The sequence below is a fragment of the Treponema brennaborense DSM 12168 genome (genome assembly GCF_000212415.1).
GTDB classification, from domain to species: Bacteria; Spirochaetota; Spirochaetia; order Treponematales; family Treponemataceae; genus Treponema_F; species Treponema_F brennaborense.
In genome coordinates this window covers 843,996-863,478 of the sequence record NC_015500.1, presented here as the reverse complement: position 1 = coordinate 863,478, position 19,483 = coordinate 843,996, and the positions used below count along the sequence as shown (strand labels likewise).

The 19,483-nt window shown below is 53.9% G+C and carries 16 protein-coding genes; 1 reads left to right on the top strand and 15 read right to left on the bottom strand.

What is annotated here, in order from left to right:
* Positions 1–132: 132 nt before the first annotated feature.
* From TREBR_RS03565 to TREBR_RS03530, 8 genes are all read right to left on the bottom strand, one after another.
* On the bottom strand, positions 133–1,065 hold the full coding sequence (locus TREBR_RS03565; RefSeq protein ID WP_013757860.1) for an Rpn family recombination-promoting nuclease/putative transposase: 933 nt from the start codon (positions 1,063–1,065) through the stop codon (positions 133–135).
* Between the two features lie 600 nt (positions 1,066–1,665).
* Entirely contained in the window at positions 1,666–2,097 is a 432-nt protein-coding gene (fabZ, locus tag TREBR_RS03560) for a 3-hydroxyacyl-ACP dehydratase FabZ (protein ID WP_013757859.1), read from the bottom strand.
* 17 nt (positions 2,098–2,114) lie between these two features.
* Positions 2,115–3,359, bottom strand: coding sequence for a beta-ketoacyl-ACP synthase II (gene fabF / locus TREBR_RS03555; protein ID WP_013757858.1), 1,245 nt, complete (start codon positions 3,357–3,359; stop codon positions 2,115–2,117).
* A gap of 77 nt (positions 3,360–3,436) precedes the next feature.
* Positions 3,437–4,180 (bottom strand): 3-oxoacyl-[acyl-carrier-protein] reductase, encoded by a 744-nt coding sequence (gene fabG, locus TREBR_RS03550; protein WP_013757857.1) that lies wholly within the window; start codon positions 4,178–4,180, stop codon positions 3,437–3,439.
* 59 nt (positions 4,181–4,239) lie between these two features.
* The gene (locus tag TREBR_RS03545) at positions 4,240–5,205 is read right to left on the bottom strand and encodes an ACP S-malonyltransferase (RefSeq protein WP_013757856.1); all 966 of its coding nucleotides are present in this window, start codon (positions 5,203–5,205) and stop codon (positions 4,240–4,242) included.
* Positions 5,199–6,149 (bottom strand): beta-ketoacyl-ACP synthase III, encoded by a 951-nt coding sequence (locus TREBR_RS03540; protein ID WP_013757855.1) that lies wholly within the window; start codon positions 6,147–6,149, stop codon positions 5,199–5,201. Before TREBR_RS03540 ends, TREBR_RS03545 begins: the two co-directional genes overlap by 7 nt.
* A gap of 282 nt (positions 6,150–6,431) precedes the next feature.
* Complete coding sequence (gene asnB / locus TREBR_RS03535) at positions 6,432–8,162, bottom strand: asparagine synthase B (RefSeq protein WP_013757854.1); 1,731 nt, start codon at positions 8,160–8,162, stop codon at positions 6,432–6,434.
* A 229-nt stretch (positions 8,163–8,391) separates the two neighbouring features.
* The gene (locus tag TREBR_RS03530; RefSeq protein WP_052296145.1) at positions 8,392–9,081 is read right to left on the bottom strand and encodes an N-acetylglucosamine kinase; all 690 of its coding nucleotides are present in this window, start codon (positions 9,079–9,081) and stop codon (positions 8,392–8,394) included.
* Here TREBR_RS03530 and TREBR_RS14260 point away from each other — a divergent pair.
* Positions 9,065–9,247 carry a hypothetical protein gene (locus tag TREBR_RS14260; RefSeq protein WP_169310620.1) on the top strand — a complete coding sequence of 61 codons (183 nt, stop codon included), beginning with the start codon at positions 9,065–9,067 and terminating at the stop codon, positions 9,245–9,247. The genes TREBR_RS03530 and TREBR_RS14260 overlap by 17 nt on opposite strands.
* 44 nt (positions 9,248–9,291) lie before the next feature.
* Here TREBR_RS14260 and TREBR_RS03525 read toward each other — a convergent pair whose 3' ends face one another.
* From TREBR_RS03525 to TREBR_RS03495, 7 genes are all read right to left on the bottom strand, one after another.
* Entirely contained in the window at positions 9,292–9,861 is a 570-nt protein-coding gene (locus TREBR_RS03525) for an ANTAR domain-containing response regulator (RefSeq protein WP_013757852.1), read from the bottom strand.
* Between the two features lie 8 nt (positions 9,862–9,869).
* Complete coding sequence (locus tag TREBR_RS03520) at positions 9,870–11,141, bottom strand: glutamine synthetase family protein (RefSeq protein ID WP_013757851.1); 1,272 nt, start codon at positions 11,139–11,141, stop codon at positions 9,870–9,872.
* A 146-nt stretch (positions 11,142–11,287) separates the two neighbouring features.
* Positions 11,288–12,949, bottom strand: a complete 1,662-nt coding sequence (locus TREBR_RS03515) for an alpha-amylase family glycosyl hydrolase (protein WP_013757850.1) — start codon at positions 12,947–12,949, stop codon at positions 11,288–11,290.
* A 5-nt stretch (positions 12,950–12,954) separates the two neighbouring features.
* On the bottom strand, positions 12,955–13,812 hold the full coding sequence (locus TREBR_RS03510) for a sugar ABC transporter permease (protein WP_041610607.1): 858 nt from the start codon (positions 13,810–13,812) through the stop codon (positions 12,955–12,957).
* A 56-nt stretch (positions 13,813–13,868) separates the two neighbouring features.
* Entirely contained in the window at positions 13,869–15,251 is a 1,383-nt protein-coding gene (locus TREBR_RS03505; protein WP_013757848.1) for a carbohydrate ABC transporter permease, read from the bottom strand.
* Between the two features lie 119 nt (positions 15,252–15,370).
* Entirely contained in the window at positions 15,371–16,561 is a 1,191-nt protein-coding gene (locus TREBR_RS03500; RefSeq protein ID WP_013757847.1) for a sugar ABC transporter substrate-binding protein, read from the bottom strand.
* Positions 16,562–16,632: 71 nt separating this feature from the next.
* Complete coding sequence (locus TREBR_RS03495) at positions 16,633–19,458, bottom strand: alpha-amylase family glycosyl hydrolase (protein ID WP_013757846.1); 2,826 nt, start codon at positions 19,456–19,458, stop codon at positions 16,633–16,635.
* Positions 19,459–19,483: the final 25 nt, after the last annotated feature.

The window sequence follows — 19,483 nt, the reverse complement described above, 5'->3', positions numbered from 1 at the left end:
TCAATACGCATTTTAAAGAAGCAAACGGAACGACTGAGAGCCGCAGCCCAGCGTTCGTCACTATCCGAGCCCGTCTGAACGCGCATACCGCACGCCGTCCACACCGCCTCCCTTATCGAAAACGCTGCAATCTTACAACGCTTCGTTCTTTGCAGAAGCGAGTTCCTGCACGGTTTTCAGCGGTAATTCCGTTGCGGCGGCAATCTGCTCCGGCGTAAGCACTCCCATAGAAAGAAGATTGCCGGCCGTAGCGTATTTTTCTTCGGATTTACCTTGTGTGCGACCTTCCGCAATACCGGTGATTCGGCCTTTTTCCATGCCGCGTGTTTCACCTTCAGCAATGCCCTCATTACGGCCCGCTGCAAAACCGAGGGATTCGCCTTCTGTAAGACCCTCGGCAAAGCCTTCCTTACGGATGCGTTTGATTTCTATCTCGTACTTCATGAACACCCCCTTGGCGGCACCGTCGGTTTTCAGCTTGAACACCCGCTCGGCAAAGCTCTTCGCCGTCTCCGTGTCCGTTCCGCCTTCCGCTATGTAGTGTAACATGGCCGCCGTTTCAGAATCAAGTTCGTTTTCATACGCTGAGGCATTATAGACGACGGCAAACCGTTCGTCCCGGACGTCGAGCGCAGTGTGCTCGTCGCAGACGGTCCTGAGCGTGTAGCGCGGCAGACCCTCGCCGAACGGATCCTTCGTGCAGATGAACAAGACGTACAGCTTTTTCAGGTCGTCGTAATCAACGCCGCGCTGTGCGGTGCCGATGTCGATGGAGCTTTGATAATAGCGGATCCGCTTGAACAGGTTCGGCTCGGAGGTCGTCTGCATCTCGACGTTGACGATCTCGTTCGTGGTTTCGAGCAGCACGTCGAGGCGGACGCTTTTGGAGCCGGGGGCGGCGGCGAGGGTTTCCTGAGTGTTGACGTAGGTGATTTCTTTTGCGTCCAGCTTGAGCAGGGTGCGCAGAAGGAGGCGGCACAGTTCGGTGTCGTGAAGCATCGAGTAGGCGAAGAAGAAGTCGTTCGTGATGGTAACGTCTTCCCAGCGGGGAAAATCTGCGTTCATGGTCTCTCCTGTATATGACGCTCCGAGCGGACGGTGCCGGTTGCCGCCGGTGGGTGGCGGCAGTTCTGGCAACCGGCCGCGTTGGCCGAAAGCGCCAGCGCCGCTTAGCGACTAATCCGCGAGTTCTGGCAACCGGGCAGCGTTGGCCAAAGACGGCGGCGCGGGCTTATCGTATACGACGCGCGTTGGCCAAAGACGGCGGCGCCGGTTGCTGGTGGTGCGGGCTGCGGCTCAGCGACTAGCCGCATATCCGGTAACCCGCGCTTCAGCGTATACGACGCGCGTTGGCCAAAGACGGCGGCGCCGGTTGCTGGTGGTGTGGGCTGCGGCTCAGCGACTGGCTGCGTATCCGGTAACCCGCGCTTCAGCGTATACGACGCGCCGTATACAATGCGCTGCCGCGCCGCTCATTCGGCATATATATTATGGGAGAAAATGAAGCGAATTTGCTTCGGATTAGTTTTATCGGATGACTTTTCTGAAAAGAATCAATGTTTTTTGTAAAAATTGGACGAAAAAACGCTCACGCTAAGCGGGAAACACGCACCTTGCCGGATTGCGGCACGAAGCAAGACGCTGCGCGTCTTGCTTGCGGAGCGTTTAGTTGGCAGAACCGACTAAACACATCCATTCCGCTTCGGCAGCGAGGGTGTCGCCGACGTACGCTTTTCCGGCCTGTTTGATCATTCTGGGAGAAACGCGCAGATTCGTGATTTCCATGCGAACCGTATCGCCGGGGCGAACTTGGCTGCGGAACTTTACCTTGTCGACCGTTCCCAAAAAGAACAGCGAACCTTCTGCAAACACTTTCTGAAAGCTCAATGCCGCGCCGCCGGCTTGTGCCATCGTTTCTATCAGGATAACGCCGGGCACCACCGGATATTCGGGAAAATGTCCCTTAAAAAAGAAATCTTCATCGGTAAAAGTTCTGACCGCCACACTGCCTTTTTCATCCGCGCTGATAATTTCATCCACGAACAGAAATGGGCTGCGGTGCGGCAGCAAACTTTCCAAATCTTTTGTCAAACTCATAGAGCATTCCTTCAGTTTTAAACTTTTTTGAACACGACGACGCCGTTGTGTCCGCCGAAGCCGAGCGAACCGGACGCAGCGCAGGTAATCGATCCTTCCACGCCTTTATTCGGAACGTAATCCAAATCGCAGCCGTGTTCGAGGTCGGGCTGTTCAAGATTGATCGTCGGCGGATAAAAACCGTCGTTTATCGCCTTGATGCAGATCAGCGCTTCAATCGCTCCGGCGGCACCCAAACAATGACCGGTCATACTCTTCGTCGAAGAAATCTTCATTTTATACGCGTGATCGCCGAACGCTTTTTTGATCATCGCGGTTTCCGCCGGATCGTTGATCGGCGTAGACGTTCCGTGCGCGTTGTAATACTGCACGTCTTCGGGATTCACGCCCGCATCTTTGAGTGCCGCCGTCATCGCCGCCGCACCGCCGTCGCCCGACGGATCGGGACTGGTGATATGATATGCGTCGGACGAACCGCCGTATCCGGCAAATTCGGCGTAAATCGTCGCGCCGCGTTTTTTGGCGTGTTCGTATTCTTCAAGCAGCAGCATCGCCGATCCCTCGCCCATAACGAAACCTTCCCGTTTTACGTCGAACGGGCGGCTCGCCTTTTCGGGGCAATCGTTGAACGAACTCGCCAACGTCTGCAAAACGGCGAACGACGCGATGCCGAATCCCGTAACCGCGCCTTCCGTACCGCCTGCAAGACAGACGTCCACGCGGCCGCTTCTGATACTGTCGAGCGCCAGTCCGAGCGCGTCAGTTCCCGACGCACACGCGGTCGCAATCGTCGGCGCGGGGCCTTTGATACCGTAGCGCATACAAATATTGCCGGCAGCTTCGTTCGGAATAAGCATCGGAATGGTCAGCGGAGGAACGCGGGTTCCTTCCGATTTAAAGTATTTTCCGCACGATTCTTCAAACACTTCAAAACCGCCGATACCGTTACCGACGAACACGCCGGTATTGTGCGGTTCAAGCGCGTCTGCTTCAAGCAAACCGGCGTCTTTGAGTGCCTGTCCGGCCGCAATCACCGCGTATTGGGTAAAACGCGCCATTTTGCGCGCTTCTTTCCGATCGATAAATTCAGACGTATCAAAATCTTTTACTTCACCCGCAATTTTAACCGCGGAGTTTACCGTGTCAAAATGAGTGATGGCGCCGATTCCGCTTTTTCCGGCGCGGATACCCGCCCACGTATCGGCAACGTTATTTCCAAGCGGCGTAACCGCCCCCAATCCGGTGACAACAACCCGTCTCATATCGTTTAACTCCTTTTTCCCTATTTAATCTGTAAAACAGAAAATTTCCTGCAGGTGCACAACCCGCGTGTGCGTATCTACGCGCCCATTCCCCCGTCTACGCCCAAGACCTGCGCGGTGATATACGAGGACATATCGGACGCCAAAAACACCGCCGCGTTCGCGATATCGGAAACCTGTCCGGCGCGCTTGAGCGGTATGCCTTCGAGCCACACTTTGCGCGCTTCTTCGTTAACGGCGCGCGTCATGTCGGTGTCGATAAACCCCGGAGCGATCGCGTTCACGCGCACGCCGCGGCCGCCGCACTCTTTCGCAAGGCTTTTCGTCAAACCGATCAGTCCGGCTTTGCTCGCCGAATAGTTCACCTGGCCGCCCTGACCGTGCAGTCCGACGATGCTCGTCATATTGATGATCGAACCCGAGCGTTTCCGTATCATTGCCGAAGAAACCAGCTGCGACACGATGAACACGCCCGTCAGATTCACGTCCAGTACTTTCTGCCAGTCGTCCATACTCATGCGGAACGACAGTCCGTCGCGGGTAATTCCCGCGTTGTTTACCAGAATATCGAAGCAACCCGCGTCGGCGAGCGCCGCCTTGACCGTTTCCGAAAGATTTTCAGCGTTGCCCGCGTCGGCGCAGATTTCATGAAACGCGGAACCTTTTTCCGCCGCGTACGCTTCAAGTTCCGCGCGGGCTGCAGACGGTTTGGAACACAAACCCCATACTTCCGCGCCTTCTTCCAAAAAACGTCTCGCTATTTCTTTTCCGATGCCGCGCGACGAGCCGGTCACCAGCGCTTTTTTACCTTGTAACAACATACGTTCTCCTTGAAATGAACGGAGCTATCCGAGCCGGACGCTTCATACGTTCTCCTAAATTACAGTGCGTTTATTGCGTCGGCCGTGTTTACCGGAACGGCCGCCCATTTTTCACCGAATTCGGTGTCGCGCCACAGTCCAGACAGCACCTTTCCGGGTCCCGCTTCAAGCAGCGCCCATTCGGCGTTTCCCCCGTCGGTTTCGCCGGTAATCATTTTACCCAAAACGGCTTCTTCCGACGTCCACAACACCGGATGCGTCAAATGCAGCACGGCGGATTTTTTGATTTCAGCTCCGCTCACCGCCAACGCACCGGATACGTTTGAAAGCAGCGGTACGTCCGGATCTTTGAACGTTACCGCCGCGATCGCTTTTTCAAATTCATCCGCGGCTTCCTGCATCAGCGGGCAATGGAACGGACCGGCAACGGCAAGGCGGACAAAGCGGCGCGCTCCGGCTTCTTTGCACAATTCTTCGGCTTTCGTAAGTCCCGCGGCCGTTCCCGACACGACGGTTTGACGTGCGCTGTTCATGTTCGCACCGTATACTTCGCCGCTCGCTTTCGCAATTTCAAGAACCTTTTCAGGAGGCAGCCCGATAATGGCGGCCATCCCCGGCGCGTTGCCCGCATTGCGGGCGGCAATAGCTTCGCAGACTTTCTGCATGATTTCGCCGCGTTTTTTTACCACGCGAATCGTATCGTCAAACGACAGCACGCCGCTGGCACAGAGCGCCGGAAATTCACCCAAACTGAAACCGGCACAAACGGAAGGCTCGATACCTTTCGATTTCAGCGCCGAAAAAACCGCCAACGACGCCGCGGTAATCGCAAGCTGACTGCGGTCGCTGCGGGACAGCACGGACGCTTCGGTATCCCACAGCAGTTTCGTAATATCTTCGCCTGCAATTTCGGAAATTGCATCCACACATTTGCGGGCAGCGGGAAACGCTTCGCACACGTCCTTCATCATGCCCTGAGCTTGAGCTCCCTGTCCGGGAAACAAAAACGCGTATTTTTTTACCATCGTATTACACAGCCTCCCCATGTAAGACCGGCACCGAAGCCGGCAGAAATAATCACCATACCTTCCTTGAGCCGTCCCTGAGCCGCAAGATCAGCCAGCGTAATCGGGATCGAAGCCGCGGAGGTATTTCCGTAATCTTCCATATTGTTCACTATTTTTGCAGGATCTATTTTCAGCCGTTTTGCGGCCGCTTCAAGAATCCGGCTGTTAGCCTGATGACACACGATCAAATCCACATCGTCGATGGTAAGCCATTCTTTCTGCATGAGCGTTTCTACCGTTTCACTCAGCACGCGCACGGCGAAATTGTACACCGCCCGTCCGTTCATTTTGATGTGATTCGATTCGTCGATATACAATTCTCCGCCGCCCGTGCCGTCGGCACCGAGCACGACCGAACCGATACCTTTTTCTTTCTGATTATAATCGGTGTTTTCGACCAGTACCGCGCCCGCGCCGTCGCCGAACAGAACGCAAGTCGAACGGTCGTTCCAGTCGAGGATGCGGCTGAGCGTTTCCGCTCCGCACACGAGCGCATACTTCCAGCCGTGGCGTTCAAGCAGCCCGGCGGCGGTTTCAAGCGCGTAAATGAACCCGGAACACGCGGCCGACACGTCGAACGCGGCGGCCTTCGCTGCGCCGAGTTTGGTCTGTATCAGACACGCCGTAGACGGGAACCCGTGAAAATCGGGCGTCGCGGTCGCGCAGATAATCAAATCGATCTGATCCGGTTTAACCGGAACCTTCGCGTGCTCCAACGCTTTTTTGCACGCCATGGAACCGAGCAGAGAAGTAGTTTCATCAGGCGCGGCGACGTACCGGCTTCCGATTCCGGTGTGAGAGCGGATCCATTCGTCGGACGTTTCAAGAGCAGGATCGAGCGCTTCGTTCGGAAGTTTTTTCATGGGAACCGCGTTTCCGGTTCCGCGTATAACGACAGCCATTGTACCTCCCGTGCGTACAGTCAAAATGACAAAACATATCAATTTGTCATAAATGTGTATATAAAGAATAACAGAAAATCAGAAAATGTCAAGATGTCCGAAGAAATTATCCGGTACGCGCGGCCGTCTGGTACTGAACCGCGGCACCGGCTGCAGCGTTTCGTATGTGCCGGAGTTTCAGAACAAACACGCCCGAACGGATTCGGCAAAAACGAAAGGCTGCCGGCAAGAAACCGGCAGCCTTTTTCTCTGCATTTTTTATATTAGTGTATTTTATGTCCGTTATTTTGAATACGCTTCATCATGTACGCCCGAAACGGCGCGGCCGGACGGATCATTCATATTTTTGAACGATGCGTCCCATTCGAGCGCTTTCGCCGTTGAACAGGCAACGGAAGCTTCGTGCGGAACCGTTTTAGCCGCCGTTTCCGACGGAAAAAACTTGGCAAAAAGGGAACGGTAATAGTATTCTTCCTTATTGAGCGGCGTGTTTATCGGAAAACGCTTCGCGGCGGCGGCAAACTGCTGATCCGAAACGCGTTCTTCTGCGATTTTTTTCAGCGTATCGATCCAGCTGTAGCCGACGCCGTCGGAAAACTGCTCTTTCTGCCGCCACGCAATCGATTCGGGCAAATACTCTTCAAACGCTTTGCGCAAAATCCATTTTTCCATACGGCGGCCGTCGCGGCCGGCACCTTTCGTCCCCGGCTCGCAGCGGGAACTCATTTTGTCTTCGGGATTCAGCCGCATCGCGACGTCGATAAATTCCTTATCCAAAAACGGCACGCGCCCTTCCACGCCCCACGCCGCGAGCGCCTTGTTCGCGCGTAAACAATCGTACAAGTGCAGTTTTCCGAGTTTGCGCACCGTTTCTTCGTGAAACTCTTTCGCGTCGGGCGCCTTGTGAAAATACAAGTAGCCGCCGAACAGTTCGTCGGCGCCTTCGCCTGAAAGCACCATTTTGATCCCCATCGATTTTATCACGCGGGCAAGCAAATACATCGGCGTAGACGCGCGCACCGTCGTGATGTCGTACGTTTCAAGGTGATAGATAACGTCGCTCAGCGCGTCCAGCGCTTCCTGAATCGTAAAATGCACTTCGTGATGCACCGTGCCGATAAATTCGGCCGCTTTCCGCGCGGCGAGCAAGTCGGGCGCACCTTCCAAACCGACGGCGAAACTGTGCAGCTGCGGCCACCACGCTTCCTGCGTACCGCCGCTTTCGACCCGGCGTGCCGAAAACTTTTTGGTAACGGCCGCAATAATGGAAGAATCCAGGCCGCCCGATAGCAGTACGCCGTACGGCACGTCGCTCATCAGCTGTTTTTTGACCGCCGTCTCAAGTCCCGCGCGCAGCTCGGCTATGCTTGAAACGTTGTTCTGTACGGCGGCGTAATCCGTCCAGTCGCGTTCGTACCATTTTACCGGCGCAGAGTCTTTGCTGTAAAAATAACACCCGTTCGGGAATTCTTCTATCGTACAGCACGTACCTTCAAGCGCTTTCAGTTCGCTCGCAACGTAATACCGGCCGTCTTCGTCCCATCCCTGATACAGCGGAATGATGCCGATGTGATCGCGGGCTACCAGATACACATCATTTTGCTTGTCGTATAAGGCGAACGCGAATATGCCGCTCAGATCTTCAAGAAAGGCCGCTCCCTTTTCCTGATACAGCGGAAGAATGACTTCACAGTCCGACTGCGTTTTAAACGTATAGCGGCCTTCGTACCGTTTTCTGATTTCCTGATGATTGTAAATTTCACCGTTGACGGCAAGGATTACGTTGCCGTCTTCACTTATCAGCGGCTGTTTGCCGGAAAGCGGATCAACGATCGAAAGACGTTCGTGACTGAGCAGGGCGTTTGCTCCGGTATATACGCCGGACCAATCCGGACCGCGGTGGCGGATTTTTTTTGACATATCAAGAAGCCGGCTGCGCAATTCTTCACGCAGTCCGTCTTCCAGCGGGACCGAACCGGAGTTCAAGTCAAACATACCGACAAAACCACACATACTTACCCCCAGAATACGAAAAAGGCGTCCACTCAAAAAAACATCGTGCGTTTCCGGCAAAACGGAAGCGGGAACGGATATTTTTTTCAGCGGACGCCCTTGTCCAGTCGATCGACACCCGAAAGCGTTAATCTTTATTTTTTATCACTATACAGAGGTGCGAAAAAAAAGTCAATACGGAAGGGCGGAGACACCCGAGGTAACGCATTCCGTTCGATCGAAATTCCGTTCATGCGCACCCCGTTGCCACGACGCTCCGCAAAGCCAGCAGCGCAGCGCCGGCAGCCGCGTCGTCCGGAGCCTGCGCATATTCAAGTTCCGGGAAAGTCCGTGCCAGCACGGCCTTGAGCTTTACCGGCACTATACGGTCTTTCTGCAGAACGCTGCCGGTGAGCACCAGAGGGCCTTTGGGTAAATTGAGATTCCGCAGTACGGGAATGACGAGCAAAGAAAGCTCCTCGGCAGCTTTCGTCAGTATGGAAATTGCAGCCGAATCGTTTTCATCCGCGGCGGCAGCGCACAGCGCGGAAAGTTCCGCAATCCGCTTTTTATCGGTAGCCGGGCTGTGAACGAACTTTACGATATCGTCGATTCGGTCTATCTGCAAAAAAGACAAAACTTTTTCGGTTAAAACCGTCGGCGCGCTCCGCCCGTCGAAAGCCCGGACGACGGCTTTCAATACGTCTCTTCCAATGGCGTAGCCGCTTCCTTCGTCGTCTATCAGACAGCCGCAGCCTCCCGCCCGGTACGTTTTGCCGCTGCGGCGGCGTCCGGGAATAAAAGGCGGAAGAAAAGAAAACGCAGGGCCGTACTGTTCTTTTATCAGAAATAAAAGGGTGAGCGTCGTTTCAACCGACGGAAAAAACGTAACGTTCGGCGTAACGGACGCGACGCGAATACTCGTGCAGGATACGGTCACCGGTTTGCAGACGCCGTTCACCGGCGGCAAACCGGCGCAGCTCAAACACATCCGCAAAGGCGACTGGCTGCATTATTCGTATAATTTGGGAACCTACATAAAATCGGTGCTGCCCGACAGCAGTGCAGATACGCTCGCCGCCGTTACGGTCGACATTCTGCGCTGACCGGGCGCTGTCAGCGCTCGACATTCTGCGCTGACCGGACGCAATCAGCGCTCGTACGTGCGCAGAATGTTTTCGGCGGTAACGACGCGGCTCTGCCGCAGATCCATCGCCTGTTTTTCTATGTACCGATGCGCCTGCGGCTCGGTCATTTTCAGATACTGGATCAGAATGCATTTCGCCCGGTCGATCAGGCGAACCTCCTGCATTTTATGCTGCAATTTTTCATTTTCATTCTGGAGCTTCATTACCCGCTTGCGCGACGCGGTAAGCAATTTGACCGACTGATAAAAGAAATCGGCGCTGAGCGGCTTTGGAACGACGAAAATCCCGGCGTCTTCAACGATGAGGTTCATATCGTCGAGCCGATCGCACGGAGCTATCAAAATGATTCCGGCGGAAGTCGTTTCCGCCGCGTGCAGGGCAAAATCGTCGCCGTATTCGTTTCCCAGCGGCGCGTCTATGATGATAAGATCAAAATCGGCCTCCAGCAGACAGCGGCGGCCTTCACAGCTGTTCTGCACCGTCGCGACGCGCGAAAACGATTGCGCCTGCAGCAGCCGGCTGATAATTTGCAGAGTTGAACCGGTATTTGAAACGATGAGTATGCTGTCCATCTTATGTATCAGATTTCTCCGAAATCGGGATCCCGACCGCCGCTTTTAGCCGCAGCGAACATGTCGAGAACGTCTTTCGTCAGCAAATCCGCTACGAACGGGCTTGCGGCGGCAAAAGCGAGCGCTTCTTTCAGCGACCCCGGCAGCTTGGGCAAACCGGCAATCGTCTGCGGCGGAGCCGAACATAAATCGATATCGGTTGCCGGCGGCAGCGGCCGTTTATTGGCAATACCGTCAAGTCCCGAAGACAGAATCAGCGCAAGCGCCAGATACTGATTGCAGGCCGGGTCGGGCGAACGGACCTTGATACGCACGTCTTTTCCGCCGGAAGCCGGAAACCGGATCAGCTGACTCAAATTCCAGCGCGACCACGACACGTACTGCGGCGCTTCGAATTCACCGAAACGGTCGTACGAATTGTTGAGCGGATTCAAAAACGCGGTAATGTCCTTGATATGATGCAAAATGCCCGCTATGAACGATTCGGCTTCGGGACGCAGTTTTTCGCCTTCAAACACGTTGCAGCCGTCTTTTTTGAGCGAAATGTTGACGTGCAATCCGCTGCCGCTCCGGTCTGCCAGCGGTTTCGGCATGAACGAGGCGAACAGGCCGTTCCGGGCGGCGATCGTGCGCACGACGGTTTTGAACGTTGCAAAATTGTCGGCAGCGTTCAGAACGTCGCTGTCGGCGAAGTCTATTTCATTCTGACCGGGACCCTTTTCATGATGGGAAGCTTCTGGTTTGATGCCCATCTGTTCAAGCGTCAAACAGATATCGCGCCGGACGTTTTCTCCCCGGTCGCGCGGAGCCAGATCGCAGTAAGAAGCCTGATCCTGCGGCGTCAGCGTCGGCTGGCCGTTTTCATCGGCGTTGAACAGATAGAACTCGCAGTCGGTTCCGATTTTGCACGTATAGCCGAGTTCCCGGATTTTATCCGCCGTCTGCTGCAGAATCAGACGGCTGTCGCCGGCAAACGGCGCACCGTCGGGGTACCGGATGTTGCAGTAAAAACGCACCACCCGGCCGTGCTGCGGCCGCCACGGCAGAACGGCAAGCGTCGCCGGATCGGGAACAATAAACAAATCGGTTTTCGCCACTTCCAGAAACCCTTTTACGCACGATGCGTCGAACGGTATACCCCATTTGAAGGCAGTCGGCAGCTGTTCCGGCATAATCGAAATGCTTTTTATCGAACCGAAAATATCCGTAAAAAACAGCTTGATAAATTTGACGTCGTTTTCCGCAATGTATTGCAGAACTTCGCTTTGGGTATAATTCATGTGCAACTCCATACTGTTATGCATCCATTATACTGAGCGGAAAAACACTGTCAAGTAAAAAAAGCGGGGCGCAAATCCGGTTTGCTGAAGGAACATAATCCGGATTCGCACCCCTAAAAACTAGGAGGAAACTATAAACCAGGTACTTACCGGCTGGCGGCGAGTACTGCTGACCCGTACGGCGATACCGTGATATATCCGTCTGCGGAAACGGACGTATCAGAGTACGTTGCAAAAACGAGCTGCAGGTCTTCCGCACCGGCTTCGGCGGGAAGCGCGGCAGTCATCGCTTCGGACGATACGTTATGAATCACGAACGCTCTTTCCGCGTCACTTTCCATAACCCAAGAAATGAGTTCCGGTTCGCCCGTCCATACCGGAGTCAGGCGGCCTTCGTACAGCGCCGAATGAGCCGTTTTGACCCGGATAAGCCGCTTATAATACTGCAGCAGCGAATCTTCGTCTTTCCGCTGTGCGGCGACCGGAACCGTTTTTTTGTTATATTTGGAATCTATCCAAGTCGTCTGTAACGCGTCTTTACCCGGCGCGTTCCAGAGCATCGGCGTGCGAATCTGCTCGTCGGGTTTCGCCCCCATCAAGCCGATTTCTTCTCCGTAATACATGAACGGAACGCCTTCGGCAAGAATATACAGGGAAGCGGCGAGCTTCAGTTTAGTAAAATCACCTTTGAGCATTCCCGAAATACGGTTCTGATCGTGATTGGTCAAAAAAGGCGCGTCGATATATTCGGCGTTCTGCTTTGCGTACAGCTGATAATCGCCGTAAAGCATGTTGGCAAGATTGTTTTTGCCGCCGTCTTCTGCCCGAATCGTGTCGACGATCGCCGTACCCAAATCAAAGTGAAACGTCGATTTGAGTCCCGCCGTATACACGGCGCGCGTGGAAGCCGGTTCCCACACTTCACCCACGTTGTACGCGTCGGGATTTTCCGCAGCGATATACCCGCAAATCTCTTTCCACCAGCCGACGGCCTGTTCCTGAGACGATTCGCCCGCTTTCAATTTTGCACTGTTGAACACGTGACCGGCTGCGTCGAAGCGGAAGCCGGAAACGCCTTTATCCATCCAAAAAGAAACGATTTTTTTGAATTCGGCGCGAACTTCGGGATTCGCCAGATTGAAATCGGGCATACCGTTTTCAAAGAGTCCCGCGTAATACGTTCCCGTTTTGGGGTCTTTGTTCCACACGTTGTGCCCCCAAATTTTCTGTTTCAGATTGTAACCGGCATCGTCTTCATTCGCCCAACGATACCAATCGCGGTACGGACTATCCGGATCACGGGAGCTGATAAACCAGTCGGTGTACACGGACGAATGATTGCACGTCATGTCGATGATAACCGAAATTCCGCGCGAATCGGCTTCTTTCAGAAAATACTCAAAATCCGCCATCGTACCGTAATCGGGATTGACCGCGTAATAATCGTCCACATTGTAACCGTGGTACGACTGCGACGGGAACATCGGCATCAGCCAAATGCCGGTAACGCCGAGATCGTCCGTCGTAGAATCGTTACCGTCGTTCAAGTAGTCGAGTTTTTCCGTCAATCCGCGGAAGTCACCGATACCGTCGCCGTCGGAATCGGCGAACGATCGGACGAAAATACAATAATACACGCCCTGCGACGGTTTTTCCGCGCTTCGCGTTACCGGCGAGAGCCGATATACCGCTTTTTCAGGGTCGATCGCGGCGGGTTCGTTCGACGCACACGACAGGCACAGCAGCGGAATCAGTACGGAAAACGTTAAAAATGTTAAAAACCTTCTATATATATGCGATTTATTCATTACGCCTACTCCTTGACGCCGTCGCCCGCCAGGGACTGGAGCATGACGTTCTGTCCTGCCAAAAACAGAATTGCGAACGGAATCGCAACCAGCAGCGCACCCGCGGCGAACATGGTAAAGTTATCGTTCGCACGTCCGTTGATAAGCTCGAACAGACCGACGGCGAGCGTTTTTTTATCGTCGCTGCGCAATACCAGACGCGGAAAAATGAAATCCATCCACGGACCGGTAAAACTCATCAGCGTCAGGAACATGATCATCGGCCGAACGGACGGCAGAATGATGCGCGTATACGTTACGAACGGCGTGGCACCGTCGACGCGCGCCGCCTCTTCGATATTTTTTGAAACGGTGTCGAAGTACCCTTTCATCAGCCAGGAGTTCATCGGAATGCTTCCCGTTGCGTACACGAGCACCAAGCCCCAATGCGTGTTCAGTCCGTTGATGCGCCACAGGATAACGTAGGTTGCAATCATTCCGATAAACGACGGAAACATCTGCAGGACGACCATCGACGCCATCATCGGTTTACGCAGCGGAAACTTGAATCGTGAAAAAATGTATCCTGCGGTACTGCATACGATGACAGTCAGAATCGTATTCATGACTGCTATTTTGAGCGTGTTCCGGTACCACACCAGATAATTCGTTCCGCGTATGTTCGTCGTTCCCGGGACGATCTGGTCTGACGGCGTCAGAAGCCGCTGAAACTGATAGAGCGACGGTTCTTTTGGCCACGGCACGATGCTGGTCGCGGCAAGCGAATTCGATTTGGTAAACGCGGCTCCGATAGTGAACGCAATCGGATACAGCACCATAAACGCGGTCAGAATCAATACGATATGAATGATCGTAGCGACCATTTTATTTTTAGCATAACCGCCGCTCGTTTTCCGGCGGGTAACGGACGTATCTGATCTCATATTTCACCATCCTTAAAAGATTTTGTATGAGTAAAGTTATAAACGGCAAACGGCACCAATACGACGAAAACCAGAATCGAAAGTACCGAAGCGAGATTGTACATGTTCGGCGTGTTGTACGTCAGCTTGTATATCCACGATATGAACAAGTCGGTTGCACCGGCCTGCGTCGTAATCGTGTCGCTGAGCTTCGGGTCGCCGGCAGTCAGGAAGAATACGGCGCCGAAGTTGTTGATATTGCCCGCGAACTGCATGATCAGGATCGGCATCGTCTGATACAATACGAGCGGAAACGTTACGGAACGGAACTGCTGCCATTTGTTGGCGCCGTCGATAGTAGCCGCTTCGTACAGCTGCGACGGAATGGCGGTCATGTTGGACGTAATCAGGATCATACTGTACGGAAAGCCGATCCAGATGTTAACCAGAATCAGCGTCAGACGCGCCATATTCGGATCGGACAGCCACGGAATGGGATTTGAAATGACTCCCAACGCAATCAGCGTCCGGTTGATGGGGCCGAACGTCCCGTTCAGCAGGTTCTGCCAAATAAACAACGTGAGCATTGAAGGAATCGCGTACGGCAGAATGAAAATGGTTCGGTAAAAAGCCGATATTTTTATGCGGTTGTCTTTCAGCAAAACGGCGAAGAACATACCGACGAAATAACACGTTACGGTAGAAGCGAACGCCCACACGAGCGTCCATACGGCGACGCGGCAGAACGCGCCGAACCAGGCGTTAGTCGCGGAGCCGTCTCCCATGCGGGTAAACATCGTTTGAAAGTTTTCAAATCCGACCCAATCTACCAGATTGTTCGGCGGAATGTGATCGGGAGAAGAATAGTTCGTAAACGCGACGAGCGCGGCGAAAAGCAACGGTATGATCGTAAAGAATGCAATCAGAATAACGACGGGCAGAATACCCATATACGGAAAAGCCTTTTCCTGAAGGTTGTCGTGAGTTTCCCTCAAGGAAGGATAGCGCTGTTTGCTCACAAGCTGCGCCGCCGATTTCCGCGCGTCGCGGATATTGTAAACGTACAGGCAGACGTACAGGGCGCAGCAGATAAAAACGATGAGACCGGTAATCATCATGAAAATCGAATGATCGCGGAATTTAACCGGTAATTCCGGGTGCGGATCTCCCAGCGTAATAAGGCCGATAAGAGATTGAATAACGGGACCGCGGCCGTTAAAGCTCATCGTCGCGGGATTGAACAACATGAAAAACAACATGACCGCTTCCGCCGCCGCGAGCATAAAGCCGCGGATATATTGTTTCAAATACAGTATCTGCCCCAATCCCATAAAACAAGCGGACGCGATAGGAGCTTTTTTCATTATACCCGCGCTGATAGCGGTTTTCCGATTATCCATTAGATACTCCGTTTAAGAAAGTTAAACCCTGTGCACGAAACGGCTGTTGCCAAGCGCGGAAACTCCGTCTTTGCCGATAGGGTTCAATACGGCGCAAAGACGGAGCGTTCCGCTCTAAATCAGCGTGCGCTTTCCATAGCGGCAGCGGCGGCTTTCAGGTTTTCCCGAACGTCGGCGCCGTCCCAAATGCTGGCGAACGCAGTGTTCATTGCAGACCAGAACGTACCCATTTGGGGAATGGTCGGCATCGGAGAAGCGAATTTTGCCTGAGCCATGATTCCGTTGCTGTACTGATTATCGATCGTGATATCCTTACGGGGCGGAATCTGCTGCGTCATTTCATACCGTTTTTCGAGAATCGGTTTTGAAGTCAGGAATTTTGCGAATTCGGCGGCTTCTTCGGGATGATCCGAATAGGCGCTGACGAACGCAAGGCGGACACCGGAGAACGATGCCGGAGGATTTTTCTGACCGGGGAAGACGGGAATCGGAACGATGCCGAAATTCATTTTCGCTTTAGTGAATTCGTCGATTTTCCACGGCCCGACGATGTACATCGCCGCTTTTCCTTCTATGAACGAAGAGTTGCAGAAGTCGCCGCTCACATCTGCCGAAGGAACGTCCAACAGTTTTTTACGCAGACTCTGGAAATACGTGAGTCCTTCGATAGCCTGCGCACTGTTGATATTGTGCTGGGAACGATCGTCGCCGTTCGGTCCGAAAAGCAGTGCCCCGAATCCGCCCATGAAAATATAGTCGTAATACGCGTTCGCAACTTCCCATACGATCGGGAATTTATTCTGGGATTTATCGGTCCAGGTTTCCCCGAATTTTTCGATTTCAGCCCAGGTTTTGGGCGGATTCGCAATGATATCCTTATTGTAAAACAGCGCGTACGTTTCGATAGCCTGCGGATAACCGTAGACGACGCCTTTATACGTTGCTCCGGTAACCGCCGCTTCGATAAACGTTGAAGCGAAATCGGGATCCGTATTCGGCAGTACGTGCCCACCGTTGATCAGCGCGCCGATATGATCGTGCGGCGCGACGAACACGTCCGCACCGACGCCGGCCGGACCGTCCAGTTCGATTTTAGCACGGGAATCGTTTGAACCGACCGGTTCGTACACGATTTTGATGTCGGGATGCGTTTTTTCAAATTCGGCAGCAGCCCACAGGACGAAATCCTTTTCGGGACCTTCCGATTCCCATACTTTCAGTACGGTTTTTCCGCTGTCGCCCTGTCCGCCTGCAAAGACGAAACCGGCTGCAAGCAGAACCAGCAAAACTGTCGTGATCAGTTTTTTCATTTTTTCCTCCTACAAAAACTGTTTTCAACATGCGGCCGTCCGCATTACGGGACAACCGCGTTTCATACGAATTATTTTACGCGAATTACCGCAGCGGTGAGCGCTGCGATCGTTACCGCGTTTCCGTTTACCGAAACACCTGAAGCGTCGGCGGCAGAAAGCCCGTCCAAGTACGCGCCGTCGGCGTCCGCAAAGACGAGGGCGGCGGAAGCGTTGACCGGCAAAGCGAACGTCATCGGCTTCGATTCGGCGTTGATCAGAACGAACCAGGTGCCGTCGTTCCATTTGAGCGAATACCCGAGCGTCAGATTGCTGTTTTCGGGTGAGTCGAGTTTGGACGCGGCGGCGGTTACTTTCGCCATATCGCCGATGCGGAACACGTCGAAGTTTTTACGCAGCGCGATCAGGTTTTTGGTATAATCGAGCAGTTTCCGGTAATCGCCGTCCAGCGACCACACGATCTGATTGATATTATCCGAAGAATCGTAGCTGTTGCGCACGAAATTACCCACGCATTCGTTCGACGCGCCGGTAACGTTCGGCTTCGTACGGCCGCGTTCCTGTCCGCCGTGCATGAACGCGAGCCCCTGCGACGTCATGATGAAAAAATTACCGAGTTTTATACGGCTGATGAGTTCCGCTTTCTGGGCGGGCACCCGTTCGTCAAGGCGCGCGTTGTGCGAAATACTGTCGTGCAGCGTAAGTCCGTCGTGCGCCGCGATATACTGCAAGTTGTCGCCCGGATCGTCGGCACGGTAATTGGCGACCGGCTGACCGATTACGTTTTTGAACAGACGGTCGGTGTTGATTCCTTTTTTGGTGATAAAACCCTGACCTGCTTCGTTAAATCCGCCGGCTTTGATTAAATCGCGAAATTCGTCGTTGAAAACGGCCACGCTGTCGGTTTTGATCATATAATTCTGATCCATGCCGACGGTACCTTTTTCGCCGTTGTACATCTTCCAGCCTTCGCCTTCAAACAGCGTGTCGGCGTTGATCGCACGGGCGGCGGCGTATCCGTCGAGTACGGTCTGCGTGTCGATAAGCCCCATCAAGTCGAACCGGAAACCGTCGACTTTATATTCTTCAACCCAGTAGCGGATGGAATCGACAATCAGTTTGCGCGCCATCGTGCGTTCCGTGGCGACGTCGTTACCGCAGCCGGAATTACTGGTAAACTTGCCCTGTGCGTTCGTTCGGAAAAAGTATCCGGGAACGATGTCGTCCAGGAACGAGGTTCCGGCCATATGGTTGTACACGACGTCGAGCAGTACGCCGATGCCGGCTTTATGGCACTCGTTGATCAGCGTACGCAGTTCGGCGACGCGCGAATACGGGTCGGACGGATTTTGCGCGTACCAACCTTCCGGCGTAAAATAGTTGTGCGGATCGTATCCCCAGTTGTAATTGTTGTTGTTCACCGTACCGGAACTTTCATACGACTGCTTCGTTTCATCGGTAAAATAGAAATTCTGCACCGGCATCAGCTGAACGTGCGTGATACCGAGTTCCTTCAGATAGGGAATCTTTTCGATAAACGCAGTGTAGGTTCCTTTTTTTGCGGAAACACCCGAATCGGCGCTGATCGTAAAATCGCGGACGGACATTTCGTAAATGATTGCGTCTTCACGCTGCGCAAGGCTGACGAACGGAGCGTTCATACCGCCCGCCGGCAGCGCTTTTGCCGAATTCATATCCACAACTGCCGCACGGCCGCTGCCGCCTTGATTCCGGTAAGCCGCCATGGAACGGGCGTACGGATCGAGTACGGTTACCGTACCTTTGGCGTTGGTAAGCGTAAAATCGTAAAAAAGACCGTCGGGATCAACCTGAGCGAACGTGCACGACCAAACGCCGGAAGCCGCATCGAGCGTCATCGGAACCGTATAGTCGGCGGCCGCAGCACGGTCGGAACGGTACAAATTGAGATGAGCCGCGGATGAAGTCGGCGCCCACAACGTGAACGAGGCGGACTTGTTCCGGCTGTCGTAACTCATACCGAGCACGGCGTCCGTTCCGGGAACGGCTGATTCGGCAAGCTGAACCGCCAGTTTCGTAGAATCCACTTCTTTTGCTCCTTCAAATGCAGGATTTGAAACGATCAGTGCGTCGGCGGCGCCGGCGCTCTGCGCAAGCGTGATCGTAACGTGTTTAGTGTAATTGTAAACCGAATTCTCGGGACTGTCCGTATTGAACACCTGCGCCACGGCGAAATCCGTTCCCGTCTTGGACGCAACCGAAAAACCGGAAGCGCCGCCGTCGGTATCGAGGGCAAAACGGCCGCTGAGCGTGAGCCGGATCTGCGTCGGAGTTACCAGAATCGCTTCGGTTACGCGTGGTTTATACCCTTTGACCGCGTACGTGTTCATATCGCCCGAAAACACGACGGCGGCGTTCGACGTGTTGACGTTCCAGACGCGGTCGTCGTTTCCGTCTTTAATCCAGTCCGCCTTTTGGCGAACGATGAGACCGATGTTTCCGTCGGCGGAAACGGGAACGGTGCCGCCAGTCGACGAACCGTCAAGGTTGTAGCGCATGTAACCGATACCGTTTTCGACGTTCCAGTGCTGCGTGTAATCCCACGCGGCGGCACCGTCTCCGCCGGGCAGCGCCCACATCCACAGCGCCCACGGTTCGTAATTTTTATCACCGCGAACGTAATATATGATAAACTCATCCGACGCGGGTGCGAGTTTTTGATTCAACGCGATGACCGCATCGAGATTATCGGGCGCCGCGTTTTCAAAACTTCCCGGCGCAGCCGACATAAGAGAATCCGCGTCGGCAGTTCCCGGTTTTTCCTGCATACCGGATGCGCACGAGGCAAACAGCAGCGCGGTAAGCACCAAACAGCCGGCCGTCATCATACCGGTTGATCTTTTTCTTCCGTTTTTCATAATTCCTCCAAAATAAAGTACAAAA

Bases quoted from the DNA above. Each gene is read 5' to 3' on its own strand.
- TREBR_RS03565 (WP_013757860.1), bottom strand. From the start codon at position 1,065: ATGAACGCAGATTTTCCCCGCTGGGAAGACGTTACCATCACGAACGAC.
- fabZ (WP_013757859.1), bottom strand. From the start codon at position 2,097: ATGAGTTTGACAAAAGATTTGGAAAGTTTGCTGCCGCACCGCAGCCCA.
- fabF (WP_013757858.1), bottom strand. From the start codon at position 3,359: ATGAGACGGGTTGTTGTCACCGGATTGGGGGCGGTTACGCCGCTTGGA.
- fabG (WP_013757857.1), bottom strand. From the start codon at position 4,180: ATGTTGTTACAAGGTAAAAAAGCGCTGGTGACCGGCTCGTCGCGCGGC.
- TREBR_RS03545 (WP_013757856.1), bottom strand. From the start codon at position 5,205: ATGGTAAAAAAATACGCGTTTTTGTTTCCCGGACAGGGAGCTCAAGCT.
- TREBR_RS03540 (WP_013757855.1), bottom strand. From the start codon at position 6,149: ATGGCTGTCGTTATACGCGGAACCGGAAACGCGGTTCCCATGAAAAAA.
- asnB (WP_013757854.1), bottom strand. From the start codon at position 8,162: ATGTGTGGTTTTGTCGGTATGTTTGACTTGAACTCCGGTTCGGTCCCG.
- TREBR_RS03525 (WP_013757852.1), bottom strand. From the start codon at position 9,861: ATGGACAGCATACTCATCGTTTCAAATACCGGTTCAACTCTGCAAATT.
- TREBR_RS03520 (WP_013757851.1), bottom strand. From the start codon at position 11,141: ATGAATTATACCCAAAGCGAAGTTCTGCAATACATTGCGGAAAACGAC.
- TREBR_RS03515 (WP_013757850.1), bottom strand. From the start codon at position 12,949: ATGAATAAATCGCATATATATAGAAGGTTTTTAACATTTTTAACGTTT.
- TREBR_RS03510 (WP_041610607.1), bottom strand. From the start codon at position 13,812: ATGGTCGCTACGATCATTCATATCGTATTGATTCTGACCGCGTTTATG.
- TREBR_RS03505 (WP_013757848.1), bottom strand. From the start codon at position 15,251: ATGGATAATCGGAAAACCGCTATCAGCGCGGGTATAATGAAAAAAGCT.
- TREBR_RS03500 (WP_013757847.1), bottom strand. From the start codon at position 16,561: ATGAAAAAACTGATCACGACAGTTTTGCTGGTTCTGCTTGCAGCCGGT.
- TREBR_RS03495 (WP_013757846.1), bottom strand. From the start codon at position 19,458: ATGAAAAACGGAAGAAAAAGATCAACCGGTATGATGACGGCCGGCTGT.